Annotated in this window: 13 protein-coding genes; 8 read left to right on the top strand and 5 right to left on the bottom strand. The window is 37.2% G+C overall.

Going from position 1 to position 14,021, the window contains the following annotated elements; translation table 11 throughout:
* Positions 1-78: 78 nt before the first annotated feature.
* The 5 genes from ftsY to SJY44_RS15010 all read left to right on the top strand — a co-directional run bounded on the left by ftsY (position 79) and on the right by SJY44_RS15010 (position 6,045).
* Entirely contained in the window at positions 79-1,038 is a 960-nt protein-coding gene (gene ftsY, locus SJY44_RS15030; RefSeq protein ID WP_396590351.1) for a signal recognition particle-docking protein FtsY, read from the top strand.
* A 40-nt stretch (positions 1,039-1,078) separates the two neighbouring features.
* Positions 1,079-2,524 (top strand): DUF5018 domain-containing protein, encoded by a 1,446-nt coding sequence (locus SJY44_RS15025; protein WP_396590350.1) that lies wholly within the window; start codon positions 1,079-1,081, stop codon positions 2,522-2,524.
* 149 nt (positions 2,525-2,673) lie between these two features.
* Positions 2,674-3,447 (top strand): hypothetical protein, encoded by a 774-nt coding sequence (locus SJY44_RS15020; protein WP_396590349.1) that lies wholly within the window; start codon positions 2,674-2,676, stop codon positions 3,445-3,447.
* Between the two features lies 1 nt (position 3,448).
* Entirely contained in the window at positions 3,449-4,306 is an 858-nt protein-coding gene (locus SJY44_RS15015) for a DUF2911 domain-containing protein (protein WP_396590348.1), read from the top strand.
* A 5-nt stretch (positions 4,307-4,311) separates the two neighbouring features.
* Entirely contained in the window at positions 4,312-6,045 is a 1,734-nt protein-coding gene (locus SJY44_RS15010) for an amidase family protein (protein WP_396590347.1), read from the top strand.
* On the opposite strand, the gene SJY44_RS15005 is transcribed toward SJY44_RS15010, so the two are convergent.
* Positions 6,038-7,129, bottom strand: a complete 1,092-nt coding sequence (locus SJY44_RS15005) for a serine hydrolase domain-containing protein (protein ID WP_396590346.1) — start codon at positions 7,127-7,129, stop codon at positions 6,038-6,040. The two genes, SJY44_RS15010 and SJY44_RS15005, sit on opposite strands and share 8 nt — an antisense overlap.
* 124 nt (positions 7,130-7,253) lie before the next feature.
* Here SJY44_RS15005 and rimO point away from each other — a divergent pair, with 124 nt between their 5' ends.
* Positions 7,254-8,558 carry a 30S ribosomal protein S12 methylthiotransferase RimO gene (rimO, locus tag SJY44_RS15000; RefSeq protein ID WP_396590345.1) on the top strand — a complete coding sequence of 435 codons (1,305 nt, stop codon included), beginning with the start codon at positions 7,254-7,256 and terminating at the stop codon, positions 8,556-8,558.
* A 35-nt stretch (positions 8,559-8,593) separates the two neighbouring features.
* Here rimO and aqpZ read toward each other — a convergent pair whose 3' ends face one another.
* Both aqpZ and SJY44_RS14990 read right to left on the bottom strand, forming a co-directional pair.
* Entirely contained in the window at positions 8,594-9,286 is a 693-nt protein-coding gene (aqpZ, locus tag SJY44_RS14995) for an aquaporin Z (protein WP_298930812.1), read from the bottom strand.
* Between the two features lie 153 nt (positions 9,287-9,439).
* A complete protein-coding gene (locus SJY44_RS14990) occupies positions 9,440-9,874 on the bottom strand; it encodes a BLUF domain-containing protein (protein WP_396590344.1) in 435 nt (144 codons plus the stop codon).
* Between the two features lie 234 nt (positions 9,875-10,108).
* Between SJY44_RS14990 and SJY44_RS14985 the strand changes: the two genes are divergently transcribed.
* Both SJY44_RS14985 and SJY44_RS14980 read left to right on the top strand, forming a co-directional pair.
* On the top strand, positions 10,109-10,627 hold the full coding sequence (locus SJY44_RS14985; protein WP_298930816.1) for a DoxX family membrane protein: 519 nt from the start codon (positions 10,109-10,111) through the stop codon (positions 10,625-10,627).
* The gene (locus SJY44_RS14980) at positions 10,614-12,236 is read left to right on the top strand and encodes a Gfo/Idh/MocA family protein (RefSeq protein WP_396590343.1); all 1,623 of its coding nucleotides are present in this window, start codon (positions 10,614-10,616) and stop codon (positions 12,234-12,236) included. The genes SJY44_RS14985 and SJY44_RS14980 overlap by 14 nt, the downstream gene beginning before the upstream one ends.
* Positions 12,237-12,368: 132 nt before the next feature.
* On the opposite strand, the gene SJY44_RS14975 is transcribed toward SJY44_RS14980, so the two are convergent.
* Positions 12,369-12,881 (bottom strand): SRPBCC domain-containing protein, encoded by a 513-nt coding sequence (locus tag SJY44_RS14975; RefSeq protein ID WP_396590342.1) that lies wholly within the window; start codon positions 12,879-12,881, stop codon positions 12,369-12,371.
* A complete protein-coding gene (locus SJY44_RS14970) occupies positions 12,878-14,014 on the bottom strand; it encodes a serine hydrolase (protein ID WP_396590341.1) in 1,137 nt (378 codons plus the stop codon). Before SJY44_RS14970 ends, SJY44_RS14975 begins: the two co-directional genes overlap by 4 nt.
* Positions 14,015-14,021 lie beyond the last annotated feature (7 nt).

The following is a 14,021-nucleotide window of genomic DNA, read 5'->3' as shown; positions in this document are numbered from 1 at the left end:
TATTTACTCGAAATGATAATCTAACTTTAACAAAACTCCCCTTACTTTCCTATCTTTGAAGATTGATGACGAACGCATATGAGCCTATTTAAAAAGATTTTTTCTTCTGATAAAAAAGAGACTCTGGATAAGGGCCTCGAAAAATCAAAAAGCAGTTTTTTTGGTAAGTTGAGCAAGGCTGTAGCCGGTAAATCCAAGGTTGATGATGAGGTGTTGGATAATCTAGAGGAGATTTTGGTCTCTTCAGATGTTGGTGTTGATACGACTTTAAAGATTATTGACCGTATTGAAGAAAGGGTTTCTCGAGACAAATATATGGGTGCTGATGAACTCAATACCATTCTTCGTGAAGAAATTGCAGGCCTTCTTTCAGAAACCCATGTTGGAGAGGATACCGAGTTTGTAATACCTTCAGATAAAAAACCCTACGTGATTATGGTAGTGGGAGTAAATGGCGTGGGAAAAACAACTACAATCGGCAAACTGGCCCATCAATTTAAGAATCAAGGCTTAAAAGTAGTGTTAGGAGCAGGAGATACCTTTAGGGCAGCCGCAATAGATCAATTGGAGGTTTGGGCAAAACGCGTGGACGTGCCAATTATTAAACAAAAAATGGGAAGCGACCCTGCATCTGTAGCTTTTGATACGTTGAATTCCGCAGTAGCTGATAATGCCGATATAGTTTTGATTGATACAGCAGGTAGATTGCATAACAAGGTCAATCTGATGAATGAACTTTCCAAAGTGAAAAGGGTAATGCAAAAAGTAGTTGCAGATGCTCCACATGAAGTGTTGTTGGTACTAGATGGTTCTACAGGGCAAAACGCTTTTGAACAAGCAAAACAATTTACCAAAGCCACAGAAGTAAGTAGTTTAGCAGTTACCAAATTAGATGGCACCGCAAAGGGCGGAGTGGTCATTGGTATCTCTGACCAATTTCAAATACCAGTAAAGTATATTGGCGTTGGAGAAGGTATTGAAGATCTGCAGGTCTTTAATAAGTATGAATTTGTCGATTCTTTTTTTAAACTTAGCTGATAATTCCTTTTTTTTGTTGTAGTAAAATTAAGAAACTATAATGAAAAGAATACTTACACTTGTTTTTGGAATATTATTGATTTATTCATGTGGTTCGGACAGCTCTGAATCTCCTGAGGTACCATTGAGTTCAGACAATTTTATTACCACTTTCATAATAAAACGATTTAGTTCTAGTTTTGAAGCCAATATTCAAGGAAATACGATTACTGGGCTAATTCCAAGTAATATAGCATTAACAGAAGTAACTTTGGATATAGAAGTATCCGAAGGAGCTAAAATCAACCCAGATCCTAGAACAATTAATTCTCTTACTGATGCTTTTATTTTAACAATTACTGCTGAAGACGGAACAAAAAGAGAATATAACGTTGACATAAAGCGGGAATTAAGCATAGAGAATCTTATCACCTCATTTAAATTGATTAAGGATGATTTTGCATTGGAACCTGAAATTGGCGATGATAATATAGTGGGTGAGGTTCCGAGCAATGTGGAGTTGGAAGGAATTAGACTGGAAATTAAAACTTCTGATTTTGCGTCAATAGATCCTGACCCAAGTTCGATTTCCGAAATATCTGAAGCGTTTTCTTTTATAGTTACTGCTGAAAATGGGGATGAAAGAGAATATCAGATAGATATCTCCCGAATAATAAGTACAGAAAATGAAATAGTATCTTTTAAGATTTTTTTAGATTCTGAAGGTATTGAAGCAAATGTGGATGATAATGGTAACATATCTAAAAGACTTCCTTCGTTCCTCGATTTGGCAAATTTAACAAATGAAGTGGCCATATCTAAATTTGCCACGATAGAGCCAGATCCCAACCAAATTTCTGATTTCTCTTCAGAAGTTGTTTTTACCGTAACTGCAGAAAATGGGGACACCAAAAACTATAACGTGAATTTTAAGGTAATGGACGAAAATTTTGAAATACGTTGTGATAGTTTTAATGTATCGAAATGGTTTGGTGGCGATGCACGTGACGATATCAATTTGCCGCAGGGGCCATTTGACAGAAATGTTGGAACCGGGCAAGTACTGACTTTAAATTCAGATAGTCACCCAGACTCTTTTGGGGTTCTTTTTTCAAATGGCTTTGTGTTTCGTGAAAGCGGTATACAATACACAGAGACTGTTGAGCTAAATCTCAACATTAGAGATTCGGATGGAAATATTGTTCACACTACTACTACTGTAGTTCCTGGTTCATTTCGTGGGGGCTGGGTTTACTTTGATTTGTCCAGTTTGAACATTTTTCTCGCAGCAGAAAAAAAGTACATATTCACTTGGTATCTAATCAACGGGGGTGAGCTTGGAATAACAACAGGTTCATATGGTGATATGAACGAAGGGCCGGATGGATGCAATGGACTGGGTTATAGTGGCCAGTCAAGGGTTAGTTTTGACCAAAACTTAGATGATTGGGGTTTATGGTGGGAACATCCATGGCACTTTAATTATAGAATTAGCGGTAAAGAATAACAAATTGTATTTTAAAGCAAACCACTGTCGGGCGAAATAACCTTGTACTGTTTCAAAATTAGCTCTGAATAGAACTTTTTTGAGTATTATGATTCTATCCCGAAAATCACCAAATATTCTCTAAATTTGGAATGTAAGCACATATAAAAATGGGAAGAATACACCTATTTGAATTTGAGGACCAAAAATGGTTCCCCAAGTTTTTAAGAGATTATGGTACCGATTTTTTGCAATTTCTATCTAACAAAACCAAACTTTATAAGCCAGCAGTTTCTATCCTTGAAAAAGGTCTAAAAGCAGATGGTTCCAATACCATAATAGATTTAGGCTCTGGAGGAGGAGGAGGTTTACTTTGGTTGAACTCTGAATTGTTGAAAAATCACTCTGATTTAAAAATTGTATTGACTGATTATTATCCGAATCTGAGTGCTTTTGAATACACTAAAAAACAAGCAGATAATATTGAGTTCATTACCACATCCATTGATGCTAGAAAAGTACCTGAGAGTTTAAAGGGATTGCGAACGCAGTTTTTATCGCTGCATCATTTTAAGCCGGATGATGCCAGGCAGATATTACAAAACGCTGTGGACTCCAATAGCGCTATTGGTGTTTTTGAAGCGCAAGAGCGAAGTGTTCCCAGTATTTTGGCGATGCTGTTCTCTCCTATAAGTGTTTTGGTTACGGCACCATTTATTAGACCTTTCAAAATTGGAAGACTGATTTTCACTTATTTAATTCCAATTGTTCCTTTGTTTGTGCTATGGGATGGGGTAGTATCCTCATTACGCACCTATTCCGTTAAAGAGATGATATCCTTGGTAAATAGTTTGGAAAATAATGAAACTTATAATTGGGAAATTGATAGAGTAAAATCCGGACCAGGAGTTATTTTATACCTTTTGGGAACAAAAAAGAATTGATATGACTTCACGAATTTTAATTGTTTTTCTTTTGGTTTTTGGTATTAATGGGTATGCGCAAATCAATCACCCAAAAGCAAGTCCATTTGCAGTAGTGGAGCAGGAGGTAGGACTTTCTAAGATTTCAGTGAAGTATTCACGTCCTGCAACCAATGGCAGAGAGATTTTTGGTGGATTGGTGCCTTATGGCCGTATATGGCGTGTGGGAGCTAACGAATCCACAAAAATTACGGTAGATACAGATATGACCGTAATGGGGAATACTTTGCCCAAGGGTACTTATGCATTATATGCTTTTCCAGAAGCTTCAGAATGGCAGATGGTGTTTCATAAGAATATTTCCCATTGGGGAGATGGTCGTAAGGATTATGACCTAAAAGAAGATTTGTTTCGTGTAAACGTCAAACCACAAAAAAACTTGCATCATCAAGAGAACTTTTTAATTGCTTTTGATTCCATTACCCATAACTCAACCAATATGACTTTGACTTGGGCGAACACACAGATTGTCATTCCTTTTACTGTGGATACCCATGCCCAAATGGAGATTGAGATTGCAAAACAAATTGCAGAAAACCCTAAGGCCCAAACATATTACGAAGCTGCCCGCTATTTACAGGAACAAGAAAAGGATTATGAACTTGCCTTGAAATACCTAAACAAAGCATTAGAATTGGGCGGAGATACCTATTATTTTCATCGGGTAAAATCTTTGGTAGAAGCTGCACTTGGCGATTATGTATCGGCAGTTAAATCGGCTGAAAAGTCTTTGGAAATTTCCAAGTCACTTGAAAAAGATGAGTTTGTCCGTATGAACGAGAAAAACATTAAGGCGTGGAATCAATTGCTGAAAAAGTAGTGATAATGAGAAAAAAAACCATTCAAATTTACTGGAGTTTATCTGTATTGTTCTTAGTATTTCAATCTTGTCAATTTTTTGAAAGGGAAAATGAACCAAAACGGAGCTCTTCTGTAACCATTGAAAAGGAAAAGATTAGAGAAGTAGTAAAGGAAGAACAGCTTTGGAAACCCTATAATGATTCTTTAGAAGTAGCCGCTAATATGGACCATGCAGTAGAGCGGTTGCGATACAAGTTTATACAATCCAAGGTATTAGATAAAAATGAGGTTTTTTTGCCACTTCATGATGAGGTTTTAAAGTTTAATGTTACCATTTATGAATCTCTAAAACCCTTTATTTTAGAGCAGGACATTCCCTCTATTCAAAAACAAATAGCAGATGGTAAATTAACCTATGAGCAATTGGTTCTCTTTTACTTACACCGCATTTACAAGTATGAATTGAACAACGGCACAACCCTAAATACTGTTATTGCGTTAAACCCCAATGTCTTGGAAGAAGCACGGAAATTGCATTCAGATTCCAGAGGACAGCATCCCATTTATGGTATGCCCATATTGTTAAAAGATAATATTGGCGCACAAAATATGAAGACTACTGCTGGAGCCATAGCGTTAATGGAAAATCAAACAGATGATGCTTTTATTGTGGAACGTCTAAAAGAAAAGGGAGCATTAATTTTGGGAAAGGCAAACTTAAGCGAATGGGCCAATTATATTTGTGATGGCTGTCCTAATGGGCAAAGTGCCATTGGCGGACAAACCTTAAATCCTTATGGTCGACGGGTTTTTGACACAGGTGGATCCAGTGCTGGGAGCGGAACTTCGGTCGCTGCCAATTATGCAATTGCCGCCGTAGGAACAGAGACCTCAGGTTCTATTTTATCACCATCCGGCCAAAATTCTGTTGTAGGGATGAAACCGACTATTGGGCTTTTGAGCCGAACAGGAATTGTTCCTATTTCCAGTACTTTGGATACTCCTGGCCCTATGACCAAAAATGTAATTGATAATGGTATTCTATTAGACGCCATGCGTGGCTTTGACAATGAAGACGAGAAGTCAGTACAGGCAGATTGGGACGAAAAATGGTATACAGTAGAAAGTCCATCACTTAAGGGAAAACGTTTTGGCGCATTCAAAAATTACATCGAAAGTGATTCTATCTATAAGACAACTTTAGAAAAAATGAAAGCTGCAGGTGCAATCATCATAGAATTTGAGCCTCCAGAAGTAGAGTTTAATGGTTTTCTGTCTATTTTGAACATTGACATGAAAAATGATTTACCTAACTATATAGCTTCGCAGGTAAAAGATACAAACGCGGTTAAGGTAAAAAATGTTGAAGATGTTGTTCAATTTAATTTACAAGATTCATTGATTAGGATTCCGTACGGGCAGGGTCGTTTTGAAGGTATTTTAGCTGATTCTACCTCAGCAGAGTCACTTGAACAAATCAAACAAAAATTAAGAGCCAATGGGCGTGAGTATTTTAATGACCCAATGAACCAATATCAATTGGATGCTGTTCTATCCATCAACAATTATGATGCAGGTGTTGCAGCTGCAGCCGAGTATCCCGCTTTAACAATTCCTATGGGGTATAAGAAGTCAGGGGAACCCATTAGTTTAACCTTTATTGGCAAACAATTTCAAGAAGGCAAATTGTACAGTTTAGGAGCAGCTTTTGAGAATTTCACCAAGGTGAGAAAAATTCCAGTTGATTACGCTAATTAATATAAGCATTCAACTTTTCCCAGAGCTCATTATCAAAACTTGAAGGACCCAACAAATCCTCACCAGAATCTTCACCCATTCTTACAATAACGAGCCCTTGGCTAGGGATTATATATAGTTTTTGGTCATTTTTTCCAAGGCCGGCATAGGTGTCACTCGGAGCATTAGGAATTAACTCGCCTTGAAACTCTGTTTGAAAGGCAGGAGCTCTGTAACTTTGTTTTCCATTCAGCCACCAAAGATATCCATAGGATTTATTCAAGTTCTGGGAGGTATTTTTCATGGCAGTTCTGTATGTTGAATCACCGAGAATAGTTTCGCCATCCCAAGACCCATTGTTTAAGTTTAGGAGCCCAAAACGTGCCATACTACGTGCTGTACTGAAGAATACATTGTTTAAATCATTGGTGGAGAACCAAAACCCATCCATTCCAATGTTATCCCTTAATCTAGAGTTGAAGTAACCCTCCCATTCCATTTCGGAAGCATTTGCAACAACACTTTGCAATAGTGTGTAAGGCCCATTGTGGTAGGCCCATCGCGTACCTGCATCTGCCAAATAGGTTAAACAATCTGGAGTAACACAATCAAATTGTATATCGTTCATACCACTGGTCATAGTCAATTGATGCCAAATAGTAATAAGATTTTCTTTTTCCAAAGGCAGACTCGTCCATGCTTGGCCTAAATAATCAGAGGTTTTGTCATTAATGCTTAAAAAACCCTCTTCCTGGGCAAGTCCAACGGTAAAAGCTGTCAATGTTTTTCCTGCTGATGCCCAATACCAGCTTGTATTTTGTGTGTGGTCACCAAAATACCATTCGATTACAATTTTGCCGTCTTTCAAAATAATAAAAGCTTTGGTCTCCTTCTCTTCCAAGAAATCAAAAACATCTTGTTCTGCAAATTCATTCCAGCCCAATTGCGTGATAGAAACAGTTTCCCATTCTGCGGATTGTGCAGGTGGAAAATATAAGTTGCCAGTCTCCTGTTCATCAATGATTCCATCATCTGTATCAGAAGAATCGGAACAATTCCAAAACAATAATGGAATAAAAAGCACTATGAAAAATGGGTTTTTCATGATTTGGGTTTTGGCTTGGACAATCAAGGTCCATAAAGGTTTAACGTTTGTTCTGGAAAAATATTAAGGCAAATCGATGTAATGCGCTGTCTTGTTGTATTTTTGCACTCCATTTATAAAAAGTATGCGGACAAAATCGCTTAAAAAGAACAAAATCAATGTAGTAACCTTAGGGTGTAGCAAAAATGTTTACGATTCTGAGGTATTGATGGGGCAGTTGCGTGCCAATAACAAAGAGGTGGTTCATGAAGAGAAAGGGAACGTTGTTGTTATAAACACTTGCGGATTTATTGCCAACGCCAAAGAGGAAAGTGTAAATACGATTTTAGAATACGTTCAAAAGAAAGAAGCAGGGGATATTGATAAGGTTTTTGTGACAGGATGTTTAAGCGAACGCTACAAACCCGATTTGGAAAAGGAAATTCCAAATGTGGATGAATATTTTGGAACCAGCGACCTACCCAATTTGCTAAAAGCCTTGGGAGCTGATTATAAACATGAGTTAATTGGGGAACGTTTGACCACAACCCCAAAAAATTATGCCTATTTAAAAATAGCCGAAGGCTGTGATAGGCCATGCTCTTTTTGCGCTATTCCAATAATGAGAGGAAAGCACAGAAGTAAACCTATTGAAGAATTGGTTTCGGAATCTGAAAAATTAGCAGCTAAAGGAGTTAAGGAACTTATCCTCATAGCTCAAGATTTAACGTATTACGGTCTTGACCTATATAAAAAAAGAAATTTAGCGGAATTACTTCAGGCATTGGTAAAAGTTGAAGGAATAGAATGGATTAGGTTACATTATGCTTTCCCTACTGGTTTTCCTATGGATGTTTTGGATGTGATGAAGAGAGAATCCAAAATCTGCAACTATATTGACATTCCATTGCAGCACATTGCCGACCCTATTTTAAAAAGTATGCGCCGAGGTACTACCAAGGCGAAAACAACACAATTGCTCAGGGATTTTAGGGCAGCTGTTCCAGAAATGACCATAAGAACTACCTTGATTGTTGGGTATCCCGGTGAAACGGAAGAAGATTTTCAAACATTAAAGGACTGGGTAGCAGAAATGCGTTTTGAACGTTTGGGTTGCTTTACCTATAGTCATGAAGAAAACACACATGCCTATTCGTTAGTGGATGATGTACCTGAAGAGGTAAAACAGCAACGCGCCAATGAAATTATGGAAGTACAGTCACAAATTTCTTGGGAGCTCAACCAAGAAAGAATAGGGAAAACTTTTAAATGTATCATTGACCGAAAAGAAGGAAACCATTTTGTGGGTCGTACTGAATTTGATTCTCCAGATGTGGATAATGAAGTACTGATAGATGCTACAATACACTATGTGAAAACTGGAGATTTTGTTATGGTTGAAATTACAGAAGCTTCAGACTTTGATTTGTACGGAAAACCAGTAAAATAAATCCCAATGCTTTGATTGGGATTTAAGCTTTAGTTCTAGTCGTTTTGTTCTGGCGATAAGTATTTATAAACGACACCTGCGATAATTGCTCCTAAAATAGGGGCTAACCAGAATAACCATAATTGTGGAATTGCCCAGTTACCTTCTGCAAACAAAGCTTGACTTGTGCTTCTGGCAGGGTTAACAGAAGTATTGGTCACCGGAATACTTATTAAATGAATAAGTGTCAATCCCAAACCAATTGCTAGACCTGCCATCCCTTTTGGAGCTTTTGAATGTGTTGCTCCCAAAATGATTATCAAGAACATGAAAGTCATTACAACCTCGGTGATAAAGGCAGAAATCATATTATACCCACCTGGAGAATGTTCTCCAAAGCCGTTAGCAGCAAATCCTCCAATTTCAAAACCTGGTTTGCCACTTACAATAAGATAAAGAATACTTGCTCCCATAATGCCTCCTAATATTTGAGCAATGATGTAGGGGAGAAGGTCCTTTTTGTCAAATCTGCCTCCTAATGCCAAGCCAATGGATACAGCAGGATTTAAATGACAACCAGAAATATGACCAATTGCATATGCCATTGTAACTACGGTTAGTCCAAAAGCAAGGGCTACTCCTGTAAATCCAATTCCTAATTCAGGATAAGCGGCAGCAAGAACTGCGCTTCCACATCCTCCCAATACAAGCCAAAGGGTGCCGATAAATTCGGCAATTAATTTTCTCATAATCTTCTAAAATTAGTTAGTATACTTTTTTAGAAACAACAAGTGTTGCAAAGTCACATAGGTAATCAACTATTCCATTGTTGGATGGTCATCATCTCCTGTAACAGATTCTATAGTGGTAAGAGGCTATCTAGAACAAAACCTAAAGTAGAGCTATATCTTTTGGGAAGTCTCCGACAAATCGTCCATCAGCCTAAAAAGGTCATTTTGGGTGCTTTGGGAAATGTTTAAATGATTTTCTCCAAAAATTGACATGGTCTGTATTATAGTAGTTTCTATGGTACTGTTGTTGAACATCAATTCAGCAATATTTTTCATGCCCCAATCTGGGAAACGTCTATCAGTTAAATTCTGCTTTTCAATAAGGGATAATAGTTCGTGCCTTTTGTCATGGGATATTTTGTCAACCATTTCATTTATTGTGGTTTCATCACCCTCCATGTATTGTAAAAAACGATTGTTCTCAAAATATAAATAGCCTGTAATGCCTTTTGTTTGATTGTTGATAGTGGAAGTTGTCGAAAGCTGGGTTAAATCATTTGTATTAAACGGTTTAAGGGCTTTGCTAATATATAGAACACACTTCATTTGATTTGGTTATGTAAGATAATAACTACAAATTAAATAAATTATTATTTTATCACTGTTCTATCCATGTCGTTTTAACTCCAAATTGTAGATTTCCCTTCCTAATTGTAATAAAAAAGGAATGCCTACTTTTTCGTATTCCGTGACATCATAACCTAAGTTATAGACAGTCTTATTGATTGATATATATCATTGTTCTTAGACTTGACTGATTGTAGTTTTGATTTGTGAATTATGAATCAACAACTTTTAACTATGGTCAATGGTAAAAGGGAAAGAAGGGTAAAAATCAGCATTACTTTATTACGAATTTTTATAGGATGGCATTTTCTATATGAAGGAGTTGTTAAATTATACAACCCAGATTGGACTTCCTTTGGATATTTGGCTTCTGCGCAAGGTCCATTAAAACCACTATTTGCCTTATTGACTCAGGAAACATTTTTGGATTGGGTAGATGCTTTAAACATTACTGCACTAATTGTTGTGGGCTTTACGCTGATTTTAGGGATTTTTGAACGAAAAGGAGCCTTGGTCGGTATAGGACTTCTTTCCTTGTATTATTTAGCCCATCCTTCCTTTCCGGGATTACATCAGATAAACGTGGAGGGTAACTACTGGTTCGTAAACAAGAACCTTATTGAACTGGTAGCTTGTATTTTGATTTATAACTTCCCTACAAGTCAGTTTTTTGGACTTGGTTATTTTATGAAGGGTAAGCTGACCAAAATTGAGAATTATGAAATGGACTAGAAGAGATTTACTAAAAGGTTTAGGCGGCCTTCCTATTTTAGGTGCAGTTTGGTGGGTTGGGGCCTCAAGTGCGGTTTACAATAAAAAAGAAAGATTGGAAATATTGAACCAATTGAATATAAGGCCTTCATTACAGTCTGCTGTTCCTCATATTGGTGGAGCCCCTATCAACGTTGGCATTATTGGCTTTGGGATTAGGGGAGAACAGTTATGTAGATCATTGGGCTTCGCTACAAAGGAGTGGATGGAGGAAATGAGAATTGAAGCTGAGGAAGACCCGAACAATAAAGTTTTGGAAGATTTTTTAAAACAAGATAGGCTTAATATTAATTTGGTAGGGGTATGTGATGTTTTTGATGTAAGAGCGAAAAAAGCACTCAATTCATTTTCCACTTCGGAAAACAAGATTAAAAGATATGCCTCCTATAAAGATATGATCCATAGTGGGGAGGTAGATGCAGTTGTAATTGCCACACCAGACCATTGGCATGCACCAATGGCCATTGAAGCACTGAATAGCAATATTCATGTGTACGTTGAAAAACCAATGACTCATACGGTTCAAGAAACATATGCACTACGAACCGCTGTTGAACAATCCGATGCGGTTTTTGCAGTAGGGCATCAACATCGCCAGACATTAAGTTTTAAAACGGCACGGGATATTGTGGAAAAAGGAACACTGGGTCACGTATCCTTAATTCAGACCAATACCAATAGAAATGATGACAATGGCGCATGGAATTATGATATTCATGAAATGGCCAATACACAAACTATTGATTGGGAACAGTTTTTGGGGTCAGCACCAAAAACCCCATTTAATAAGAACCATTTTTTTAGATGGCGCAAATGGTGGGCATATGGATCAGGACTTTCGGGAGATTTATTGACCCATGATTATGATCGCTTAAATTGTGTGTTGAATATGGGTATTCCAGATTCAGTTAGTACTTCTGGCGGCATTTATACACATAATGATGGCCGAAATGTTCCAGATGTACTACAAGTAAATATGGAATTTCCACGGTATAGTGTTGGAAGTAGCCAAAGTAAAGGAAAGGAAATAGGAATGACGTTTTGTTATAGTGCTACGCTAGGTAATGGCTTTAATAGACCAACGATACTAATGGGACATGATGCAACCATGGAATTGGGAAATAAATTGACTATTTGGCCGGATGGATCATCAACACGCTATGCGGATATGCTGGAAAATGGAAAGATGCAGCCCAATATCCCTATTTATCAGTATAATCCAGGGGCTACTGTACCCGATGCCATTTCTTCTGCGACCTCACAATATTTTGCTGATAAAGGCCTTATGTGGACTTATATTGATGGGGTTAGGGTAGATTCTACATTTTTACACATGAGAGAATGGTTGAGTGTCATTAAAAATGGTGGCAAAGTAAGCTGCGGGATAAAAGAAGGTTTTGAAGAAGCAATTTCTGCTCATATGGCCGGACTTTCATGGAAACTGGGAAGAAAAATAGAATGGGATGCGGATCAAGAAGTCCTTAAACCAATTACAGGAGTTGATTTTGATGAGGTGTTACTTTCAAATGGTCAAATGGAGATGGTGCCTATTGTAATGGAGAAAATCTAGATTTCCATAACTCTTTTCATTTGCCTAAAGCAAAACATAAGAGATCAACTGTTCCACTGTGAGGTGTTCATTATCACCAGCTGGTTCTATGGTAATGTTCAAAGACTCTGTCTTATCAATATGTTATATGATCTACATATTCACAAATTCAAACCCAGATAACGGAATGTTCCTTAGATCAAATTCAATCTCGTTCAATAGAATACCGTGCTCTAAATAGGCCTTTAAATTTGCTAACCAAAAAGTCCAGCCATTACTACAACCATGATGTATATTGAGTTTGCTTTCATCATCTGTTGGTATTTCATGTTGTTTTAAGGTTACCAATATTGCTTTTTTATGGTCTTCTAATTCTACTGACACCTTACTATCAGCAAAAGATATTTCTAGAAAATCTTTCCCATTTGCCTTAAGTACGTTTCCAGCTTCTTGCCCATCCCAGTTGTGCCATTTCCACAAGTAGGAATCACCCGCTTGAGTGTTTTCATTTGGTTTTCGTTCTTCTCCAGAAGCAGATGTGTAAGTAGCATTGCTTAAAAACCAAGAAGATATACCTTCTGCAGTGCCCCAACTCCAATACAATTTTTCAATTGGCGCCTTAATAAAGATTTTCTTTGTAAAACAATCAAAAGTAAGTTTGCTCATCGTGTACGTTTTAGTTCGTAATTATATAGCTCTCTGCCAAGTTGTGCTAAAAACGGAATGCCTACTTCATCGTATTCATAGATGTTATCATTAAAAATACCATTCTTATTAACTAGTACGGTGGCAGTGATCATAAAATCAATATTGTTTTTTACATCCTTTATATAAGCACAGTCTGTTAAGGTTCCATAGGCGTAGCCTACTTTATTATAGATTTTAATATGCTCTGGAATTGGATCGGTAGAATCACCAAACATTAGAAACTTTACATAACTATCATAGTATACCTTCTCATCATAGCCTAAGTCTTTAGGAAGCGTATGCATGTAATTCAACAGCAGTTCATGTTGGGCTTCATTTAGATTAAAGCGTTCTTCAGTTGGGAAAGCTTCTGGAAAAATAATACGTTTCAAAAGGGTATGTTGTGTTTCAATGGGGTAATAATTCTTCAAAGAGAAATCAAATTCTTCCTCTTGTAAAATATCATCAGCATAAAAACCCTGCCCTTTTTTAATTTTTTCCAATACTAGAGGCTTGGGATATGTATTTATGATAGACTGGCTTGATGTTGTTGTGGAGTCATTAAGATAAATGACCAATGGTTTGGTGGTAACATCATCTGCATTTGTTGTAGATAATCTATGTGCTATACGGATTGGCCCAACACCTTTACGCAGTATACGTTTGTTTAAATCATCTTGCCCTAAAAACTCAATCAACCGGTTATTTGCTGCATTGTCTGAAACTGCAAAAATTTCAGAAATAGCCTTGGAAAAAGTAGTTTCCACAGAATCTCCTTCTATGTAAAACTTTGTGTCTACGGTTAACGAATCAGTTTCATTTATTTTCTCCAGGGCCGCAACTGCAGCAGGAAACTTAACCGTACTTGCCGGGTAGTAGTAATTGTTTTTATCAACCTGAAAATCAAAATCAGTAAATACAACACTATCATTCCTACGATTTATTTGAGTATAGCGTATTTGTATTTCGTATTGGTTTAGACTATCCATCACTCCTTTTATCAAAGGATTTTTTGAGGAAAGAGCAATTTTTAAAGGATCGCTGGTCTGCTTCTTTTCGCAAGAAGAACTGAGTAAAATCAACAGTAAGAAAAGAATGTTATATCCCCTCAAGATAATT

Origin of the sequence: Allomuricauda sp. R78024, from assembly GCF_044596045.1 — a bacterium.
GTDB lineage: Bacteria > Bacteroidota > Bacteroidia > Flavobacteriales > Flavobacteriaceae > Flagellimonas.
This window is presented reverse-complemented; position numbering and strand designations above follow the sequence as displayed.

Coding starts and splice junctions, on each gene's coding strand:
- SJY44_RS15020 (WP_396590349.1), top strand. CDS start 2,674: ATGGGAAGAATACACCTATTTGAATTTGAGGACCAAAAATGGTTCCCC.
- SJY44_RS14990 (WP_396590344.1), bottom strand. CDS start 9,874: ATGAAGTGTGTTCTATATATTAGCAAAGCCCTTAAACCGTTTAATACA.
- SJY44_RS15025 (WP_396590350.1), top strand. CDS start 1,079: ATGAAAAGAATACTTACACTTGTTTTTGGAATATTATTGATTTATTCA.
- SJY44_RS15010 (WP_396590347.1), top strand. CDS start 4,312: ATGAGAAAAAAAACCATTCAAATTTACTGGAGTTTATCTGTATTGTTC.
- SJY44_RS14985 (WP_298930816.1), top strand. CDS start 10,109: ATGAATCAACAACTTTTAACTATGGTCAATGGTAAAAGGGAAAGAAGG.
- SJY44_RS14980 (WP_396590343.1), top strand. CDS start 10,614: ATGAAATGGACTAGAAGAGATTTACTAAAAGGTTTAGGCGGCCTTCCT.
- aqpZ (WP_298930812.1), bottom strand. CDS start 9,286: ATGAGAAAATTAATTGCCGAATTTATCGGCACCCTTTGGCTTGTATTG.
- SJY44_RS15015 (WP_396590348.1), top strand. CDS start 3,449: ATGACTTCACGAATTTTAATTGTTTTTCTTTTGGTTTTTGGTATTAAT.
- SJY44_RS14975 (WP_396590342.1), bottom strand. CDS start 12,881: ATGAGCAAACTTACTTTTGATTGTTTTACAAAGAAAATCTTTATTAAG.
- SJY44_RS15005 (WP_396590346.1), bottom strand. CDS start 7,129: ATGAAAAACCCATTTTTCATAGTGCTTTTTATTCCATTATTGTTTTGG.
- rimO (WP_396590345.1), top strand. CDS start 7,254: ATGCGGACAAAATCGCTTAAAAAGAACAAAATCAATGTAGTAACCTTA.
- ftsY (WP_396590351.1), top strand. CDS start 79: ATGAGCCTATTTAAAAAGATTTTTTCTTCTGATAAAAAAGAGACTCTG.